Origin of the sequence: Streptomyces africanus, from assembly GCF_002150735.1 — a bacterium.
GTDB lineage: Bacteria > Actinomycetota > Actinomycetes > Streptomycetales > Streptomycetaceae > Streptomyces > Streptomyces africanus.
Window position 1 is genome coordinate 1 of sequence record NZ_MUKA01000271.1, and the last position, 18431, is coordinate 18431.

Annotated in this window: 19 protein-coding genes; 7 read left to right on the forward strand and 12 right to left on the reverse strand. The window is 71.1% G+C overall.

What is annotated here, in order from left to right:
• Positions 1 to 1664: glycoside hydrolase family 3 protein (locus tag CCL05_RS30450; protein WP_086563912.1), on the forward strand; the 1664-nt coding region annotated here is incomplete at its 5' end.
• An 88-nt stretch (positions 1665 to 1752) separates the two neighbouring features.
• Here CCL05_RS30450 and CCL05_RS30455 read toward each other — a convergent pair.
• Together CCL05_RS30455 and CCL05_RS30460 are read right to left on the reverse strand one after the other, a co-directional pair.
• On the reverse strand, positions 1753 to 2724 hold the full coding sequence (locus CCL05_RS30455) for an aldose epimerase family protein (protein WP_086563913.1): 972 nt from the start codon (positions 2722 to 2724) through the stop codon (positions 1753 to 1755).
• A 27-nt stretch (positions 2725 to 2751) separates the two neighbouring features.
• Positions 2752 to 3639 carry an SGNH/GDSL hydrolase family protein gene (locus CCL05_RS30460; RefSeq protein WP_086563914.1) on the reverse strand — a complete coding sequence of 296 codons (888 nt, stop codon included), beginning with the start codon at positions 3637 to 3639 and terminating at the stop codon, positions 2752 to 2754.
• Positions 3640 to 3898: 259 nt separating this feature from the next.
• On the opposite strand from CCL05_RS30460, the gene CCL05_RS30465 reads away from it, so the two are divergent.
• Positions 3899 to 4393 carry a DUF3145 domain-containing protein gene (locus CCL05_RS30465; protein ID WP_086563915.1) on the forward strand — a complete coding sequence of 165 codons (495 nt, stop codon included), beginning with the start codon at positions 3899 to 3901 and terminating at the stop codon, positions 4391 to 4393.
• 163 nt (positions 4394 to 4556) lie between these two features.
• Here the strand turns inward: CCL05_RS30465 and fabF are convergent, their stop codons facing one another.
• The 5 genes from fabF to CCL05_RS30490 all read right to left on the reverse strand — a co-directional run bounded on the left by fabF (position 4557) and on the right by CCL05_RS30490 (position 9493).
• Positions 4557 to 5828, reverse strand: coding sequence for a beta-ketoacyl-ACP synthase II (gene fabF, locus CCL05_RS30470; RefSeq protein WP_086563916.1), 1272 nt, complete (start codon positions 5826 to 5828; stop codon positions 4557 to 4559).
• An 86-nt stretch (positions 5829 to 5914) separates the two neighbouring features.
• Positions 5915 to 6163: an acyl carrier protein gene (locus CCL05_RS30475; protein ID WP_003989952.1), complete on the reverse strand. Its 249-nt coding sequence runs from the start codon at positions 6161 to 6163 to the stop codon at positions 5915 to 5917.
• Positions 6164 to 6244: 81 nt separating this feature from the next.
• On the reverse strand, positions 6245 to 7246 hold the full coding sequence (locus tag CCL05_RS30480; protein WP_086563917.1) for a ketoacyl-ACP synthase III: 1002 nt from the start codon (positions 7244 to 7246) through the stop codon (positions 6245 to 6247).
• A 16-nt stretch (positions 7247 to 7262) separates the two neighbouring features.
• Positions 7263 to 8198: an ACP S-malonyltransferase gene (locus CCL05_RS30485; protein ID WP_086563918.1), complete on the reverse strand. Its 936-nt coding sequence runs from the start codon at positions 8196 to 8198 to the stop codon at positions 7263 to 7265.
• An 89-nt stretch (positions 8199 to 8287) separates the two neighbouring features.
• A complete protein-coding gene (locus CCL05_RS30490) occupies positions 8288 to 9493 on the reverse strand; it encodes a PucR family transcriptional regulator (protein ID WP_086563919.1) in 1206 nt (401 codons plus the stop codon).
• A 61-nt stretch (positions 9494 to 9554) separates the two neighbouring features.
• Between CCL05_RS30490 and CCL05_RS30495 the strand changes: the two genes are divergently transcribed.
• Positions 9555 to 10214, forward strand: a complete 660-nt coding sequence (locus tag CCL05_RS30495; RefSeq protein ID WP_086563929.1) for a pirin family protein — start codon at positions 9555 to 9557, stop codon at positions 10212 to 10214.
• On the opposite strand, the gene CCL05_RS30500 is transcribed toward CCL05_RS30495, so the two are convergent.
• Positions 10211 to 11026, reverse strand: a complete 816-nt coding sequence (locus CCL05_RS30500) for a serine hydrolase domain-containing protein (RefSeq protein ID WP_086563920.1) — start codon at positions 11024 to 11026, stop codon at positions 10211 to 10213. The two genes, CCL05_RS30495 and CCL05_RS30500, sit on opposite strands and share 4 nt — an antisense overlap.
• Before the next feature lie 18 nt (positions 11027 to 11044).
• Positions 11045 to 11512 (reverse strand): GNAT family N-acetyltransferase, encoded by a 468-nt coding sequence (locus CCL05_RS30505; protein ID WP_086563921.1) that lies wholly within the window; start codon positions 11510 to 11512, stop codon positions 11045 to 11047.
• Between the two features lie 98 nt (positions 11513 to 11610).
• Here CCL05_RS30505 and CCL05_RS30510 point away from each other — a divergent pair, with 98 nt between their 5' ends.
• A complete protein-coding gene (locus CCL05_RS30510; protein ID WP_086563922.1) occupies positions 11611 to 12075 on the forward strand; it encodes a MerR family transcriptional regulator in 465 nt (154 codons plus the stop codon).
• Positions 12072 to 13085 (forward strand): aldo/keto reductase, encoded by a 1014-nt coding sequence (locus CCL05_RS30515; protein WP_086563923.1) that lies wholly within the window; start codon positions 12072 to 12074, stop codon positions 13083 to 13085. Before CCL05_RS30510 ends, CCL05_RS30515 begins: the two co-directional genes overlap by 4 nt.
• Before the next feature lie 87 nt (positions 13086 to 13172).
• Here the strand turns inward: CCL05_RS30515 and CCL05_RS30520 are convergent, their stop codons facing one another.
• From CCL05_RS30520 to CCL05_RS30530, 3 genes are all read right to left on the reverse strand, one after another.
• Positions 13173 to 14030, reverse strand: coding sequence for a DUF4429 domain-containing protein (locus CCL05_RS30520; protein ID WP_086563924.1), 858 nt, complete (start codon positions 14028 to 14030; stop codon positions 13173 to 13175).
• Positions 14031 to 14096: 66 nt separating this feature from the next.
• Positions 14097 to 15305, reverse strand: coding sequence for an alpha/beta hydrolase (locus CCL05_RS30525; RefSeq protein ID WP_086563925.1), 1209 nt, complete (start codon positions 15303 to 15305; stop codon positions 14097 to 14099).
• A 73-nt stretch (positions 15306 to 15378) separates the two neighbouring features.
• Complete coding sequence (locus CCL05_RS30530; RefSeq protein ID WP_244204466.1) at positions 15379 to 16011, reverse strand: TetR family transcriptional regulator; 633 nt, start codon at positions 16009 to 16011, stop codon at positions 15379 to 15381.
• A 113-nt stretch (positions 16012 to 16124) separates the two neighbouring features.
• Here CCL05_RS30530 and CCL05_RS30535 point away from each other — a divergent pair, with 113 nt between their 5' ends.
• Together CCL05_RS30535 and CCL05_RS30540 are read left to right on the forward strand one after the other, a co-directional pair.
• Positions 16125 to 17750, forward strand: coding sequence for an MFS transporter (locus CCL05_RS30535; protein ID WP_086563927.1), 1626 nt, complete (start codon positions 16125 to 16127; stop codon positions 17748 to 17750).
• Positions 17751 to 17985: 235 nt separating this feature from the next.
• Positions 17986 to 18297, forward strand: coding sequence for a small hydrophobic protein (locus tag CCL05_RS30540; RefSeq protein WP_086563928.1), 312 nt, complete (start codon positions 17986 to 17988; stop codon positions 18295 to 18297).
• Positions 18298 to 18431: the final 134 nt, after the last annotated feature.

Here is an 18431-nt window from a genome sequence, read left to right on the forward strand (position 1 = left end):
AGGCCCTCGCCCGCGCCGTCCGGGACGGCGAGGCCGACGAGGCCCAGGTCGACGAGGCCGTCCGCCGCGTCCTGCGCCTCGCCGCCCGCGTCGGCATCCTGGAGGGCGCCGAACCGGCCGTCACCGACCTGCCCGCGCCCGTCCACGGCGAATCGCTCGCCCGCGAGATCGCCCGCCGCTCCTTCGTGCTCGTCCGCAACGAGAACGGCGCGCTGCCGCTGAAGCCCGGCAGGATCGCGCTGATCGGCGCCGCCGCCCGCGACGCCCGCGTCCTCGGCGGCGGCTCCGCCACCGTCTTCCCCGCCCGGACCGTCTCCCCGCTCGACGGCCTCACCGCCGCCCTCCCCGACGGCAGCATCGGCTACGCCCTCGGCGCCGACCCGAACACCGAACTCCCCGTCGCCGGCCAGGGCTTCGAGCTGCGCGCCGTGTGCCGCGACAGCGAGGGCACCGTCATCGGCACCCGCTCGGCCGCCGGCGGCCACATCCAGTGGATGGGCGACGACCTCCCCGACGGCGTCACCCACGACACCCTGGCGACCGTCGAGCTGACGGGCACCTTCACCCCGCGCGAGACCGGCACGCACACCTTCGGCTTCAAGGGCCTCGGCCCCTTCCGGCTGACCGTCGCGGGCACCACGTACTTCGACGACGTCCAGCGCCCCGCCGAGGACGGCGACCCCTTCGCGGCGTTCTTCGGATCCCCGGTGCCCCACGCCCGGGTCGACCTGACCACGGGCGAACCGGTCGAGGTCTCCCTGACCTACACCGTCCCGCCGCCCAGCGACCACCCCATGCGGACCATCGGCTTCTCCCTCGCCCACCAGGACCCGCAGCGCGACCCCGACGAGCTGATCGCCGAGGCCGCAGCGGCCGCCCGGGCCGCCGACACGGCCGTCGTCGTGGTCGCCACCACCGAGCGCGTCGAGTCGGAGGGCTTCGACCGCACGGACCTGCGCCTGCCCGGCCGCCAGGACGACCTGGTCCGCGCCGTCGCCGCCGCCAACCCGAACACCGTCGTGGTCGTCAACGCCGGCTCCCCGGTGGAGATGCCGTGGCGCGAGGACGTCGCCGCCGTGCTCCTCACCTGGTTCCCCGGCCAGGAGGGCGGCGCGGCCCTCGCCGACGTGCTCACCGGCGCCCACGAGCCCGGCGGCCGGCTGCCCACCACCTGGGGCTCCCTGACCGACGCCCCGGTCACCCAGGTCGTCCCACAGGGCGGCGAACTCCCCTACGACGAGGACGTCTTCATCGGCTACCGCGCCTGGGAGAAGCAGGGCCGCACCCCCGCCTACCCCTTCGGCCACGGCCTCGGCTACACCGACTGGACCTACGAGTCGGTCGAGGTCGAAGGCGCCGCCGACACCACCACCGCGAAGGTCCGCCTCCGCAACACCGGCGACCGCCCCGGCCACGAGGTCGTCCAGCTCTACCTCGCCCCGGGCGAGCCCGACCCCGCCCGTCCGGCCCGCTGGCTGGCCGGTTTCGCGAGCGTGGAGGCGGGACCCGGCGAGAGCGTCGAGGCGACCGTCGAACTGCCGCGCCGGGCCTTCGAGATCTGGGACGAGACGACCATGTCGTGGTCGTGTGTGAAGGGTTCGTACGAGATCCAGGTCGGGCGCTCGATCACGGACCGCAGGATCACCGCGACGATTAACGTCTGATCCGGGACAAGTTCCCCACATGGCAGCCCCGGTCCGGGACCTGACCCCTGGACCGGGGCTCGTGGGCTCTCAGGAGCCCCGGCACCCCCTAGCGGATGCCGAACCCGTACACCGTCTCCGAGCGGTACACCCCGCCCGGTCGCAGCACCGTGCCCGGGAACTCCGGCCGGTTCGGGGAGTCGGGGAAGTGCTGGGTCTCCAGCGCGATGCCGCCGCCCGGCGCGAAGGGCTCGCCCAGATGGTCGGCGGTGTACAGCTGGAGCCCGGGCTCGGTGGTCGCCACCGTCAGCACCCGCCCGGACGCCGGATCGTGCAGCTCCGCGACCTGTTCCGGAACGTCCGTCACCCCCTTGTCGAGCACGAAGTTGTGGTCGTAGCCGGCGCCGGCCTTGCGCGCCTCACGGAAGTCGAAGCGCGTACCGGTCACGTCGTCCAGGCTGCCGGTCGGGATCAGATCCGCGTCCACCGGCGTGTACCGGGAGGCGGCCAGCCGCAGTTCGTGACCGCCCGCGTCACCGGAACCGGCCAGGTTGAAGTAGCTGTGGTTGGTCAGGTTCACCACGGTCGGCGCGCCCGTCACCGCCTCGTACGCGATCCGCAGCGCCCCGCTCTCCTGGAGCGTGTACGTCGCCGAGACCTCCAGCCGCCCCGGGAAGCCCTCCTCCCCGTGCGGACTGACCCGCGCGAGCCGCACACCGTGCTCGACGGGCGTCCCCTCCCACACCCGCTTGTCGAAGCCCCGCACGCCACCGTGCAGCGCGTTCGGCCCGTTGTTCGGTTCGAGCGCGTACGTCCGCCCGTCCAGCGGGAACCGGGCCCCGGCGATCCGGTTGGCGTACCGCCCGACCAGGGCGCCGAGATACGGCTCCGGGTGCGTGAGATAGCCGTCGAGGCCGGGGAACCCCAGCACCACGTCCCCGGCCCGGCCGTCCCGGTCCGGCACCTCGACCGACTGCACGATTCCGCCGTACGACAGGATCCGCACCCGGACGCCCGCCCGCTCCAGGGTCCAGCGGTGCACTGGCGTGCCGTCGGAAAGTGTGCCGAAGAGTTCGTTCATGTGCGGAACTCTAAGTCAGGCCCCGGGTCAGGGCCGCTCCGCCGTGACGGTCCGGTAGGCGATCTCCGCCAACCGGGCCTGTCCGTTCACGCTCGGGTGGAAGTAGTCCCAGCGGCTCAACTGGGTGGTGCCGAAACGGTACTCGTACACCGCGCCCCCGTCGTAGCGGCACCGCTTGTCCTTGGCGCAGACGTCCTTGAGGACCTTGTTGTAGTCCTCCACCCGCTTCTGCACCGTGTTCCGCCGCAGGTTCGCCGTCGCGTCCACCGCGTCCGCGTCACCCAGCATCGACGGGCAGATGCCCAGCTGCCAGACCTGCTTGCCCAGCGGGCTGGTGCGCCCCTGCGACCACAGCCGCTTCAGGTTCGGCACGCTGGCCACGAACACCTGGGCCTTGGGCAGCGCTGTGCGCAGCGAGCGCATCGAGTCCTCGAAGTCAGCGCGGAACTCCGTGACCGGGGTCATCGCCGAGGGCGTGGCCCGACAGGCGTCGTTGGCCCCCACCATCACCGTCACCAGCTGTGGCTTGCGCCGCACGGCCCGGTCGATCTGCCCCGGCAGGTCCGCCATCCGCGCCCCGGTCACGGCGTAGTTCCAGCTCCGCCGCTCCGCCCCCGTCCGCCCCAGCAGCCGGACGGCGAGGGAGTCGACCTCGGGGCTCGCACCGGTCGCCCAGGACGCCTCCGGGCAGTCCGACAGCACATCACAGGCGTCAAAACCCCGGGTGATGGAGTCGCCCACGGCCGCGACGGAACTCGGGCTGCGGTCCCACAGGGGCGTGGGCCTGGGCGACGGCTTGGCCGAATCGGACGGGGCGGGGGAGTCGCCCCCGACGGCGTCACACCCGGCGGCACCCAGGGCGGCCGCCACGACCACGGCAAGAACGACGCGCGAGCGTTGGCTTCGCTTCCGCATCCCTGGTCCATCCCCTCGCCGCGCCGTGCCTGTCTCCCCAACCCATAACAACGCACGAGGGTTCCCGGCCGATCAGGTGCAACGGCTCACACCCGTACAAGCGTCCCCCTGGGTGAATGGCGGGCGTTTCCCGGCGCCGGGACCGACCGTACGTCACACTCCTTGCGTCACCGCACGGTAGCCTCGCCATCAACGTGACCCGCCCGGTCACAGCCGTTCCGCCCGTTTCCAAGATGTCCCGCTCTGCCCGGAGGTTCCGGTGACGACACGTGGAGTTCTGTACGTGCACTCGGCGCCGCGCGCGCTGTGCCCGCACGTCGAGTGGGCCGTCGCCGGGGTGCTCGGTACGCGCGTGAGCCTGGACTGGATCCGTCAGCCCGCCGCCCCGGGCACCTGGCGCTCGGAGTTCTCCTGGCAGGGCCAGGCCGGCACGGCGTCCAAGCTCGCCTCCGCGCTCCGCGGCTGGCACCTGCTCCGCTTCGAGGTCACCGCGGAACCCTGCCCCACCGCCGAGGGCGAACGCTACAGCTGCACGCCCGACCTGGGCATCTTCCACGCGGTCACCGGCATCCACGGCGACATCCTCATCCCCGAGGACCGCCTGCGCGCGGCCCTGCAACGCAGCCGGCGCGGGGAGACGGACCTGGAGGCCGAGCTCAACAAACTCCTGGGCAAGCCCTGGGACGACGAACTGGAGCCGTTCAGATATGCGGGCGAAGGCGCCCCGGTCCGCTGGCTCCACCAGGTGGTGTAGGGCCTGTTTTTGGCTTTCAGGGGCGCGGGGCTGTTTCGATTTGCGGCTCCGCCGCGTGGGCGCGAACAACCCCCACCGGCCCGCACCCGGCACACAACACGACACAAAACGGCGAGTGGCCCGAACTCACGAAGAGTCCGGGCCACTCGCCGTGAAGGCGAAATCAAACCGTCCGGAACGCCAGCACCACGTTGTGCCCACCGAACCCGAACGAGTCGTTCAGCGCGGCGAGACGCCCGTCGACCGGCAGCTTCCGGGCCTCACCCCGCACGACGTCCGCGTTCGCCTCGGCCTCGGGGTCGAGGTTCTCCACGTTGATCGTCGGCGGAGCCACCCGGTGGTACAGCGCGAGCACGGTCGCCACCGTCTCGACACCACCCGCACCACCGAGCAGATGCCCGGTCATCGACTTCGTCGCGGACACCGCGATGTGGTCGGTGTCGTCACCGAACACCTTCCGCAGCGCCTTCAGCTCGGCGATGTCACCGGCCGGCGTCGACGTCGCGTGCGCGTTGACGTGCACGATCTCCGCCGGGTCCAGGTCGGTGCGCTCCAGCAGGTTCTGCAGGGCCTTCGAGATGCCCCGCCCCTCCGGCTCCGGCTGCACGATGTCGTGCGCGTCGGCGGAGATGCCCTGCCCGACCGCCTCGGCGTACACCCGGGCCCCGCGCTTGGCGGCGTGCTCGGCGGACTCCAGGACGACGACACCGGCGCCCTCGCCGAGGACGAAGCCGTCGCGGGCCACGTCGTAGGGACGTGACGCGCCCTGCGGGTCGTCGTTGTTCTTGGACATCGCCATCATGTTGCCGAACGCGGCGATGGGCAGCGGGTGGATCGCCGCCTCCGTACCACCGGCGACGACGACGTCGGCACGGCCGGTGCGGATCATCTCGATGGCGTAGCCGATGGCCTCGGCGCCCGAGGCGCAGGCGGAGACCGGCGTGTGCACGCCCGCCCGGGCACCCACGGCCAAGCCCACGTTGGCCGACGGGCTGTTGGGCATCAGCATGGGCACGGTGTGCGGGGAGACGCGGCGGACGCCCTTCTCCTTGAGCACGTCGTACTGGTCGAGGAGTGTCGTCACGCCGCCGATGCCGGAGGCGATGACCGCGCCGAGCCGGTCCGGGTCGACGGCCGGGTCCTCGCCGGCCTTCGCCTCGAAACCGGCGTCCGCCCACGCCTCCTTGGCCGCGACCAGCGCGAACTGCGCCGAGCGGTCGAGGCGGCGGGCCTGCGGCCGCGGGATGACCTCGGTCGGTTCCACGGCGACGGGCGCCGCGATACGGACCGCCTGCTCGGCGGCCCAGTCCTGCTCCAGGGGCTTGACGCCGGAACGTCCGGCGACCAGGCCCTCCCAGGTAGAGGCTACGTCGCCACCCAGCGGTGTGGTTGCGCCGATACCGGTGACGACCACGGTGCGATTGGTCGAGCTCACGGGAATTCTTTCTCCAACGGATCCGAGGATTAAGCGGCGCCACCGCCGGGTGGCGGGGCAGTCAGCCCGAAGGCCTGATCGACCGATCAGCCCTGGTGCTTGAGGATGTAGTCGGTCGCGTCGCCGACGGTCTTGAGGTTCTTGACGTCCTCGTCCGGGATCTTGACGTCGAAGCGCTCTTCGGCGGCGACGACGACCTCGACCATGGACAGCGAGTCGACGTCCAGGTCGTCGGTGAAGGACTTGTCCAGCTGGACGTCCTCAACCGGGATGCCGGCGATCTCGTTCACGATCTCGGCGAGACCGGCGACGATCTCTTCCTGAGTGGCGGCCATGTCGGCGCTCCTTCGTAGATGTTCCAGAGGGTGTGGCAGGTGTTTCTCCTGTACCGGACCGCATGATCCGGCACGGAGTGCCTAGGGGAGGGTAACGACAGTCGCGGCGTAGACGAGACCCGCCCCGAAGCCGATGACGAGCGCGGTGTCGCCGCTCTTCGCCTCGCCGGTCGCCAGGAGCCGCTCCATCGCGAGCGGGATCGAGGCGGCCGAGGTGTTGCCGGTGGTGCGGATGTCACGGGCGACCGTGACGTGCTCCGGCAGTTTCAGTGTCTTCACCATCGAGTCGATGATCCGCACGTTGGCCTGGTGCGGGATGAAGACGTCCAGGTCGTCCACGGTGATCCCGGCCGCGTCCAGCGCCTGCTGGGCGACCTTCGCCATCTCGAACACGGCCCAGCGGAACACCGCCTGGCCTTCCTGGGTGATCGCGGGGAACTTCTCGACCGTCCCGTTGCGGTAGTCCGTCCACGGCACGGTCTGCTTGATGGTGTCGGACTTGTCACCCTCCGAGCCCCACACGGTCGGGCCGATCGCGGGCTCCGGGGACGGGCCGACCACGACCGCGCCGGCACCGTCGCCGAACAGGAAGGCCGTCGCGCGGTCCTCCAGGTCGGTCAGGTCGCTCAGCCGCTCGACGCCGATCACCAGGACGTACTCGGCCGAGCCCTCGACGATCATGCCCTTGGCGAGCGTGAGGCCGTAGCCGAAGCCCGCGCAGCCCGCCGAGATGTCGAAGGCGGCGGCCTTGGCGGTGCCCAGCTTGTCGGCGATCTCGGTGGCCACGGCCGGGGTCTGCTTGAAGTGCGAGACGGTCGAGACGATCACGCCGCCGATCTGCTCGGCGGAGATGCCCGCGTCCGCGATGGCCTTGCCGGAGGCCTCCAGCGACATCGCGGCGACGGTCTCCTCGTCGGAGGCCCAGTGCCGCGTCTCGATGCCGGAGCGCGAACGGATCCACTCGTCGGAGGACTCGATCGTCTCCAGGATCACCTCGTTCGGCACGACCCGGGTCGGGCGGTAGCCGCCGACGCCGAGGATCCGCGCGTACGCGGCGCCCTTGCTGGGCTTGATCTTCGCCATGCTCTCGGGCTCCTTCTCAGGCACTCTGCTCGGCGATGAGCTCGCGAGCCGCGTCGAGGTCGGCGGGGGACTTCAGGGCCAGCGTCTTCACCCCGGGCAGGGCGCGCTTGGCGAGGCCGGTGAGGGTCCCGCCGGGGCACACCTCGATCAGAGCCGTGACACCGAGCTCCTTGAAGGTCTCCATGCACAGGTCCCAGCGGACCGGGTTGGCGACCTGGCCGACCAGACGCTCCAGCACCTCGCTGCCGGCGGCGACGGCCTGCCCGTCCTTGTTGGAGACGTAGGTGACCTTCGGGTCACCGGTGCCCCGGGCCTCGGCGGCGGCCTTCGCCAGCGTCTCGACCGCGGGAGCCATGTGGTGCGTGTGGAACGCTCCGGCGACCTTCAGCGCGACGACCTTGCGCACGCCCTCGGGCTTGTCCGCCTCCAGCGCGGCGAGCTGCTCCTTGGTGCCGGCCGCCACGATCTGGCCCGCGCCGTTGATGTTCGCCGGGGTCAGGCCCAGCTTCTCCAGGTGCGGAACCGTCACTTCGGGGTCGCCGCCCAGCAGCGCGGCCATGCCCGTCTCCGTGACGGCGGCGGCCTCGGCCATGGCGAGCCCGCGGGTGCGGACCAGACGGAGCGCCTCCTCGTGGGGGAGCACTCCGGCGAGCGAGGCCGCGGTGAACTCACCGACGCTGTGACCGGCGATGGCGCCGACCTTCCGCGGGAGGTCGGCCGGGTCGTCGAACAGCATCGACGCGGACGCCAGTCCGGCCGCGACCAGCAGCGGCTGGGCCACCGCGGTGTCGCGGATCTCCTCCGCGTCGGCCTCGGTGCCGTAACGGATCAGGTCGAGTCCCGCGGCGTCCGACCAGGCCTCGAGGGCACCGCGGACACCGGGGAAGTCGAGCCATGCAGACAGGAAGCCGGGCGTCTGGGCGCCCTGGCCGGGAGCGACGAGTACGAGCACTCTCACACTCTCTCTTGGGGACGGGCACGGCCGCCCGTGGGGACAGGGACGAAGAACACGAGGGGGTTTTGTCGAGCCCCGACAAAACCTTAGGGCTGGAGATCTCCATCGACCAGACGCCCCAGGATCAGCGCGATCCGCAGGGTGAACGCAGAGCGTACATCGGAGGGTGACCAGCCGGTGACGTCAGTCACACGTCGAAGCCGGTAGCGGACGGTGTTGGGATGGACGAACAGCATCCGGGCGGCGCCTTCGAGACTGCTCGCCTGTTCGAGATAGACGCTGAGGGTTTCCAGGAGCGCGGCCCCGGCCTCCTCCAGCGGTCTGTAGATCTCCTCCACCAGTTGGTCGCGGGCCGCGGGGTCACCGGCCATGGCCCGCTCCGGGAGCAGGTCGTCCGCCAGCACCGGGCGCGGGGCGTCCTGCCAGGCGGAACACGCCTTGAGGCCCGCCGCCGCGGCCTGCGCGGACCGGGTCGCGGCCTGGAGGTCGGGCACCACCGGGCCCGCCACGACCGGCCCGGCCGCGAACGGGCCGATGAGCGACTTGGCGACGGCCAGCGGGTTGTCGCTGCCGCCCGCGATGACGACCAGCCGGTCGCCGAGCACCCCGGTGAGCACCTGGAGTTTGGCGTGCCGCGCCGCGCGCCGTATGGCCTCGACGGTCAGCTCGCTGTCCCCGTCGGGCGCGGTGCCGAGCACGACACACACGTGCTCGGGCGAGTTCCACCCGAGAGCGGCGGCCCGGGACACGGCGCCCTCGTCGGCCTCGCCGCTGAGTACGGCGTTCACGACCAGGGACTCCAGGCGGGCGTCCCAGGCACCGCGTGCCTCGGCGGCCTGCGCGTACACCTGGGCGGTCGCGAAGGCGATCTCGCGGGCGTACACGAGCAGGGCCTCGCGCAGCACCCGCTCGTCGCCGGGGGCCGCGACCTCGTCGATCGCGGACTCCATGACCTCGATGGTGGTGCGGACCATCTCCACGGTCTGGCGCAGCGTGATCGCCCGGGTCAGCTCGCGCGGCGCGGTTCCGAACACGTCGGTGGAGATGGCCTGCGGGGCGTCCGGATGCCGGAACCACTCGGTGAAGGCGGCGATACCCGCCTGCGCGACCAGACCGATCCAGGAACGGTTCTCCGGGGGCATGGCCCGGTACCAGGGCAGCGTCTTCTCCATCCGCGCGATGGCCTGCGCGGCGAGCGATCCGGACGACTTCTCCAGCCGCTTCAGCGTCGCGGCGTGCGGATGGACGTCATGGGCTGCGGCCTGGCTCTTGCTGGTTTCGGGTTCGGGCACGGGACAAGACTGCCTTATCCGGACGGGAAGGTGCGTCGGCGGGTCTACGGTGGACTCCGTGATGGACATTCGGCGCGCCGAAGAGCGCTACCGGGGCGGTGACCCGGCGGCCGGAATCGAGAGCCGGCACGCCTTCTCCTTCGGGCCGCACTACGACCCGGACAACCTCCGTTTCGGCGCGGTGATCGCCTGCAACGAGGAGCGCCTGGCGCCCGGCGCCGGCTTCGACGAGCATCCGCACAGCCACACCGAGATCGTGACGTGGGTCGTTCAGGGCGAGCTGACGCACCGGGACTCCACCGGGCACGAGTCGGTGGTGCGCCAGGGGGACGTCCAGCGGCTGAGCTCGGCGGGCGGGGTGCGGCACGTGGAGCGCAACGACGGCCCCGGCCCCCTCACCTTCGTCCAGATGTGGCTGGCCCCGCTCCGGCCCGGCGGCGACCCGTACTACGAGGTCGTCCACGGCATCGCCGACTCGACGCCCTACGCCGTCCCGGAGGCCGGCGCGATGCTGCACGTACGGCGCCTGGGGGCGGGGGAGCGGACGGCGGTACCGGACGCGGCGTACGCGTACGTGCACGTCGTACGCGGGGAGGTGCGCCTGGACGGCGAGACGCTGGGCGCCGGCGACGCGGCCCGGATCACCGAGGCGAAGGGCCTGGAGGCCGAGGGCGTGACGGAGGCGGAGCTGCTCGTCTGGGAGATGAACCAGATGACCTAGAGGCCGGCCAGCACCGCGTCCGTGAACGCCGGCCACGCCTCGATCGCCCAGGGCCCGAACGCCCGGTCCGTCAGCGCGACGCACGCGGCCCGCGCGTCGGGGTCGATCCACAGGAACGTACCCGACTGCCCGAAATGTCCGAAGGTGCGGGGCGAGGACGAAGAGCCCGTCCAGTGCGGCGACTTGGAGTCGCGGATCTCGAAGCCGAGCCCCCAGTCGTTGGGGTTCTGGTGCCCGTACCCCGGCAGGACGCCCTTCGTGCCCGGGTAGTGCACGGTCATCGCCTCGGCGACCGTACGGGGGTCCAGCAGGCGCGGGGCCTGCACCTCGGCCGCGAACCGCAGCAGGTCCTCGACCGTGGACACGCCGTCCTTGGCCGGAGAGCCGTCCAGGGTCGTCGAGGTCATCCCCAGCGGCTCCAGCACGGCCTGCCGCAGGTACTCCCCGAACGGGATGTCGGTCGCCTTCGCGACGTGGTCGCCGAGCTGCTCGAAGCCGGCGTTGGAGTACAGCCGCCGTTCCCCGGGCGGGGCCGTGACCTTGTGCTCGTCGAAGGCGAGGCCCGAGGTGTGCGCGAGCAGGTGCCGGACCGTCGACCCGGCCGGACCGGCGGGCTCGTCGAGCTCGACGGCCCCCTCCTCGTAGGCGACGAGCACCGCGTAGGCGGCGAGCGGCTTGGTCACCGACGCGAGCGGGAACCGCTGTCCGGCCGGCCCGTGGGTGCCCAGCACGGTCCCGTCCGCCCGTACGACACCCGCCGCGGCGGTGGGAACCGGCCAGTTCTCGATCAACGCGAGGCTCTTCAGCGACATGCGTTCGAGCCTATGCGCTCAGAGCGTCAGCTCCAGCAAGGGGTCGGGCTTGGGCCGGAAACCGAGGGAGACGTACAGCGGCTCGGCCTCCGGTGAGGCGGTGAGCTGCACGCGCCGGGCGCCCCGCTCGCGGAACCACTCCAGCAGCGTCGTCATGCACGCGCGCGCATATCCACGGCGCCGGGCGGACGGGTCGGTGGCGACGCTGAAGACGAAGCCCACCATGCCCCGCGGCTCGCCCGACTTCCCGATGCGGTAGTCGATCGTCCCGGCGACCAGCGACGCCAGCGCTCCCGGCCGCTCCGGGTGGTCCACGACGAACGCCGTGAAGTCCCCGTGCTCCTCGCCCAGTTTGGCCCTCAGCGTGGGGAGCGACTCCCCGTGCCAGGCGGCGGAGGGGTCGCCGAACATCGAGTCGATCATGATCTGGCGCAGGCGGAGGACTTCCTCGGCGTCCTCGGGCAGGGCGCGGCGTACGGCACTCATGACGCCCTACGCTAACCAGCCGGATCAAGAAACGTCCTGCCGATTTCTTACCGTCGGCGCTTGCTTGGAGTGCACTCCAAGGTTCTAGCGTTGGGGCCATGACGGTGATGGAGACCACGGGTACCAGGACCGACAGCTGCGCCGGCCCGCCCCAGCAGAACCGGCGTCCGGACGGCGAGGACTGCTACACGATCAGTGAGGTCGTCGCCCTGACCGGCCTGACGGCGCACACCCTGCGCTGGTACGAGCGCATCGGCCTGATGCCGCACATCGACCGGTCCCACACCGGCCAGCGCCGCTACACCAACCGAGACCTCGACTGGCTCGACCTCGTCGGCAAGCTCCGCCTGACGGGCATGCCGGTCGCCGACATGGTCCGGTACGCGGAACTCGTGCGTGAGGGCGACCACACCTACGGCGAGCGCTTCGAGCTGCTGAAGACGACCCGCGAGGACGTGCTGGCCAGGATCGACGAACTCCGGGGCACGCTCGCCGTGCTCGACCGGAAGATCAGTTTCTACGCGGACGCCGGGCGGGCCCTGGCGTCGGAGAGGTCCCGATGACGGACGGCAGGATCACGACGGCGAAGCTCGGCGACAACGGCCCGGAGGTCGGCGTCCAGGGCCTCGGCTGCATGGGCATGAGCTTCGGCTACGGCCCCTCGGACGCGGACGCCTCCCGGGCCACCCTCGAACGGGCGCTCGAACTGGGCGTCACCCTCTACGACACGGCCGACGCGTACGGCGCCGGCGAGAACGAGCGGTTCCTGTCACCGTTCTTCAAGGCACACCGCGACGAGGTCGTCATCGCGACCAAGTTCGCCCTGTCGATCCCCCCGGACGACCCGACGCGCCGTATCGTCCGCAACGACCCGCCCTACATCCGCCAGGCCGTCGAGGAGAGCCTGAAGCGCCTCGACGTCGACGTCATCGACCTCTACTACATGCACCGGCGCGATGTGAACGTGCCGATAGAGGAGAGCGTCGGCACCATGGCCGACCTGGTCCGCGAGGGCAAGGTCAAGCACCTGGGCCTGAGCGAGGTGACGGCGGACGAACTCCGCGCCGCCCACGCGGTGCACCCGATCGCGGCCGTGCAGTCGGAGTGGTCGCTGTTCAGCCGTGACATCGAGCCGAAGGTCGTCCCCGCGGCCCGCGACCTGGGCGTGGCCCTGGTCCCCTACTCCCCGCTCGGCCGCGGCTTCCTCACGGGCTCCTTCGCCAAGGCCGAGGACCTGACCTCCGACGACTTCCGCCGCCAGCAGCCCCGTTTCACGGGGGACAACGCGGCACGCAACGCCGCCCTGCTGGAGCCGATCCGCACGATCGCCTCGTCCCATGACGCGACCCCGGGCCAGATCGCCCTGGCCTGGGTCCAGCAGCAGGCAGGGGTCCACAACCTCCCGGTCATCCCGATCCCCGGCACGCGCAAGCCGACGAGGGTCGAGGAGAACGTGGCGGCGACCAGGATCGTCCTGACGGAAGAGGAACTGTCACTGCTGGACCCGATCGCATCCCAGGTGGCAGGCAACCGCTACGCGGACATGGCCTTCACTTCGGCAGGCAGGGAGTAGGAAAGGTTCCCTCTTTGAGGGCGCGGGGAACTGCGCGAACAACCACACCCAACCCGCGCCCGCCGCCCCACAGACACCCGGCAGACGCTAGAGCTCCGCCAACAACTCGGCCTTTTTGACCGAAAACTCCTCATCCGTCACCAATCCGGCCTGATGTAGCTCACCCAGGTGACGGATCCGCTCGGCAATGTCCGCGGGATCCCGCCGCGGCGCGGGCACCGCGGCCACCGGACTCGACGTCCGCACCGCCGCCAACACCGCGGCAGCGAACGGCAGCGACTCGTGCACGGGGCCGTACCCCAGCCCGAAGACCACCGCCGCGGGATCCTGATCGGCCTGAGCCGCCGACGCTTCCGCATTCCGGCGCAACAACCGCAGATGCCCCTCGAAGACCTCGGGCGAGCGCCACTCCACCCCGTTCAGCTCCCCGACGGGGAAACTCTGGTCGCCGGCCTTCCACTTCGCCGACGACGCCCCCGTCCAGAACCACCGGAAGTTCACCGTCCGCCCGTCGAACGAGGCCTTCCCGTCGTACGCCTTGAAGGACAACGGCCCCTTCGGCGGCTCCACGAGGAACCGCTCCGCCGGCCCCGCCTCCGACTCCGTCAGCAGCGACCGCAACTCGTCGGCGTAGTACTCCGCGAGGACCTCCCGCTCGGCGGGCAGCACCAGCCGGTAGGGATCGCCGCTGTCCTTGAGCTGTCCGGCGGCGGCCTCCATCAACGGATCCGCACCGGGCCGCGGCTCGACGCGCAGCACCACCGTGCCGCGCTTCCCGCGGGTCAGTGTCACCCCGGCGATGGCGTCCAGGGGCACACGACGTTCCCCCAGCGCCTGGAAGAGCTTGGGTGTTCGGATCCCCCGCTCGTAACGGATGAGCACGGAGTCGGACTCGAACTCCCAGGCGGCATGAAATCCGGCCAGTACGTCACCCATGCGGCTCATCGTATGCGGCACGCGCTCCTCCGTCCCCCTCCCGAGCAGACCGCAGTTTCTTCGCCTCTACGCGCGTCAGGCCGCGGCCGTGCCGGACAAACCGGTCCGGCAGACGCCGTCTTCGTGCGCGCAGTGCACCGAGCGGTATGCGCCAACGCCGATCTCTGCGAAATTCATCAGACTTGCCGTACCCGGCTCGAAGTAGCCGGCGTGACCCTTCGCACCCTGCGCCGACAGCACCCGCGCACCGAACCCGGCCGACACCGGGTCGGCCCCGTGGCCCAGCCCTCCGAGCTCCAGGTACGGCACGTCCTGGATCCAGTCGTCGGTGTCCCGCATCGCCCACACCCGGGCGGTGGTGTGCAGCTGGGCGGCCTTCTGCGCGCGCATGCCGGGGCTGCCGGCCACCGCGATGTCGGACACCCGGCCCGGCAGCGAGCGCGCGGCGACCCCGCACACCACCGAGCCGTAGCTGTGGCAGAACAGCGAGACCGGCGAGCCGCCCGGCAGAGCACGCACCAGCGCGTTCAGCCGTACGGCCCCCTCCTCGGCGCGCAACCCCGTGGCCGAGTCGATGCCGAGTCCGCTGGGTGCCGTGTAGTCGGCCCAGGCGATCACGGCCGTACGGGTCGAGGGGCTCGCCGTCCGCTCGGCCGCGTACAGGGACTCGGCCATGCCGACGGGCGCCGCGTACTTGCGCTGGGTGCGCTGGAAGGTGAGCAGGTCGGTGTCCACACCGGGCACGACGACCGAGACCCGGTCCGCCTCGCGCAGGTCGCCGAAGACCTCCGCCACCCGCCCCGAACCCTCGGGATCGAAGGCGAGGATGTGGCGGCCCTTCTCCATGAGGTCGTCGAAGCGGTGCATCCGGCGGGCGGCCTCGTGCTTGCCGGACGGGGTGAGACGGCTGTCGTGCATGCGGTCCCGCTCGACCTTGCGTGCCTGGCCGAGCGCGACGCGGTTGGCGCGGTAGCGCAGTTCGACGGGGGCGCCGTTCATGTTGCCGACCGCGAGCGGGTACTTGCGGACCAGGCTCGCGCGGTCCCGCTCGGTGAGCGAGGTGAAGAAGCGGGCCAGCTTCGTCGGCTGGGACTGCGGGTCCGGCAGCCGATGACCGCCGATCCGGCCGTGCTCCCAGGCGGAGAGCGAGGCCTGGAGCGGCGTGTCGCCCCGCTGGTTGCGCAGGGCCGTCCAGCCGGTGGTCGCCAGCATCACGAACACGACGGCCAGAGCGAGCAGTGCGCGCCAGACGTTCAGTTGCGGGGTGGTGTCGAAGGAAGTCACTGAAAGGACACACTAGGAGAACGAGAGGGTCTCGCGTTAACCAAGTGACCGGGATCACGTTTCGGTGGATGTGCTAAGGGGACTGCTCTGTACGCCAGTTCCCGGCCAGGGCGGGACCCACCTGATCCAGGTAGGCGGCGGTGAGTTGACGCATCCCTTCGAGCGTGAGGTCGTCCCCCGCGGACCACAGTCGCTCGGTGACACGAATCACTCCGCCGAAGAGGGCCACGACGATTCGGGGCCGCGGATCCGCGTCCACGTCGAGCCCCTCGCGCTCGGCGATGATGCGCGCGAGCTCCTCCTCCAGTTCCGTCGCCCGCCGCAGATGGGCGGCGAGCAGCGCGGGCGTCGACTCGATCACCCGGTAGACGCGCAGGTGGAGCTCGACCGGCACGATCTCCTCGATCGTCTCGTTGATCGTGTCCCAGCTCTCCAGTACGGCCCGGCGCAGCGCCTCCAGCGGGGCCTCGCCCGGCGGGCGGACCCGTACGGCCTCGACGACCTGGTTCTCCGCGAGGCGCGGCACGTAGAACGCCGTCTCCTCCTTGCCCGCGAAGTAGCGGAAGAAGGTGCGCTGCGAGACGTCGACGGCGGCGGCGATGTCGTCGACGGTCGTCTCCTCGTACCCGCGCGTGGCGAACAGTTCCAGGGCGGCCCGCAGCAGCGCGTCCCGGGTGCGCTGTTTCTTGCGTTCGCGCAGGTTCAAGAGGTGCCTCTCTTCGGTGTTTGCCCAGTTCAGGCTAGAGGGAAGGTGACATGTCAGTTACCGACTTGTGAATTGGTTTGTCAATTGTCAGTGGCTGTCATTAGCCTCGAAGCATGACTAGTCAGACCACCATCGACACGACGGGGTCGGGGGGCAACACACCGGCGACGCCGTCGGACGCGACGCCGGGCAAGGGGCTGCGAGGGCACCCCTGGCTCACCCTCATCACCGTCGCAGTGGGGGTCATGATGGTGGCCCTCGACGGCACCATCGTGGCCATAGCCAACCCCGCGATACAGAAGGACCTGGGTGCCACCTTCGCCCAGGTCCAGTGGATCACCAACGGATACTTCCTCGCCCTCGCGGTCTCCCTGATCACCGCGGGCAAGCTCGGCGACCGCTTCGGTCACCGGCAGACCTTCCTCATCGGCGTCGTCGGCTTCGCCGCCGCCTCGGGGGCCATCGGTCTGTCCGACAGCATCGCGCTGGTCGTCACCTTCCGCGTCCTGCAGGGCCTCTTCGGCGCGCTGCTGATGCCGGCCGCGCTCGGCCTGCTGCGGGCCACCTTCCCGGCCGAGAAGCTCAACATGGCGATCGGCATCTGGGGCATGGTCATCGGCGCGTCCACCGCCGGCGGCCCGATCCTCGGCGGCGTGCTCGTCGAGCACGTCAACTGGCAGTCGGTGTTCTTCATCAACGTGCCGGTCGGTGTCCTCGCCGTCGTCCTCGGCGTGCTGATCCTGCTCGACCACCGCGCCGAGAACGCCCCGCGCTCCTTCGACCTCCTGGGCATCGCCCTGCTGTCGACCTCCGTGTTCTGCCTGGTGTGGGCGCTCATCAAGGCCCCGCCGTCGGAGTGGGGCTGGGGCGACGCCAAGACGCTGGCGTTCCTCGGCGCCTCCGTACTGGGCTTCGCGCTGTTCGCCTTCTGGGAGACGAAGGTGAAGGAGCCGCTGATCCCGCTCGCGCTGTTCCGCTCCGTGGCGCTGTCCGCCGGTGTCGTGCTGATGGTCCTGATGGCCATCGCCTTCATGGGCGGCCTGTTCTTCGTGACGTTCTACCTCCAGAACGTGCACGGCATGGGCCCGGTCGACGCGGGTCTGCACCTGCTGCCGCTCACCGGCATGATGATCGTCGGCTCGCCGCTCGCCGGCGCGATGATCACCAAGTTCGGCCCCCGCGTCCCGCTCGCCGGCGGTATGGCGCTCACCGCGATCGCCATGTACGGGATGTCGACGCTGGAGACGGACACCGGCAGCGGCATCATGTCGCTCTGGTTCGCCCTCCTCGGCCTCGGCCTCGCGCCGGTCATGGTCGGCGCGACCGAAGTCATCGTCGGCAACGCCCCGATGGAGCTGTCGGGCGTGGCGGGCGGTCTCCAGCAGGCCGCCATGCAGATCGGCGGCAGCCTCGGTACGGCCGTGCTGGGCGCCGTGATGGCCTCCAAGGTCAACAGCGACCTCGCGGGCAACTGGACGAAGGCGGGGCTCCCGCCGCTCACGCCGGAGCAGGAGCACCAGGCGTCCGAGGCGGTCCAGGTCGGTGTCCCGCCGGTGGCGCCGGGGACGCCGGACGCGATCGCCGCGAAGATCGCGGGCGTCGCGCACGACACGTTCATCTCCGGCATGAGCGCGGCGTCCCTCGTCGCCTGCGGCGTCGCCGTGGTGGCGGTGCTGGTGGCGTTCCTCACCAAGCGCGGTGAGAACGCGGGCGCCGGCGCGGGCGCGGCGCACATCTGACGGTCCTTTTCCGGGTGTTCGCCTATCAGGGTGAACAAGACCGCCGCCCCCTCCCCTCCGGCGGGCATCGCAGGTCACAGTGGGTCACGTCCTCCGCAGGGCCTGGAGGGCGGACGCTGCGGCGCGCTGCCGGAGGGGGGTGGCGCGCAAGCAGCGGGATTGAGGCCTCGTTTGGGGGTACTCGCCATGTCGTACCCGAACCGAACCCCAACCGACTGAGGGTTTACGGGAGTTGATGATGGCGAGCTTCGGACACGGAACGCGCAGGCACCCCCGCTCACGTGGCCGGACGTGGTCACGGACCGGGCCGGATCGCGCGACGCTCGGAATCATCGGAGCCATCTGCGCGGTCGCCGGATTCTTCGTGCTGGGGATCATCCTCGGCCCCGTGGCGATCGTCTGCGGCTGGCTCGCCATGGGCCGCACGTGGGCGGGCTCGCGCCCGGCCACGGCCGTGGTCGCCCTGGTCCTGGGTGCCATCGACACGCTCCTGGCCATCATCTTTCTGGCCGGAGCGACAACCCCGGGCAACGGCATGCTCTTCTGACCCGGGGAAATAAGGGAAGGACCCCTGGCCCGCAGGCCGGGGGCCCACCCTTGCGCAGCTGCGGGCAGTCGTGCCGCTGGGGCGGCACGGGTGGGCGCAGCGGCACCCCGCTCCGCCGGGCTGCGCACCCACCC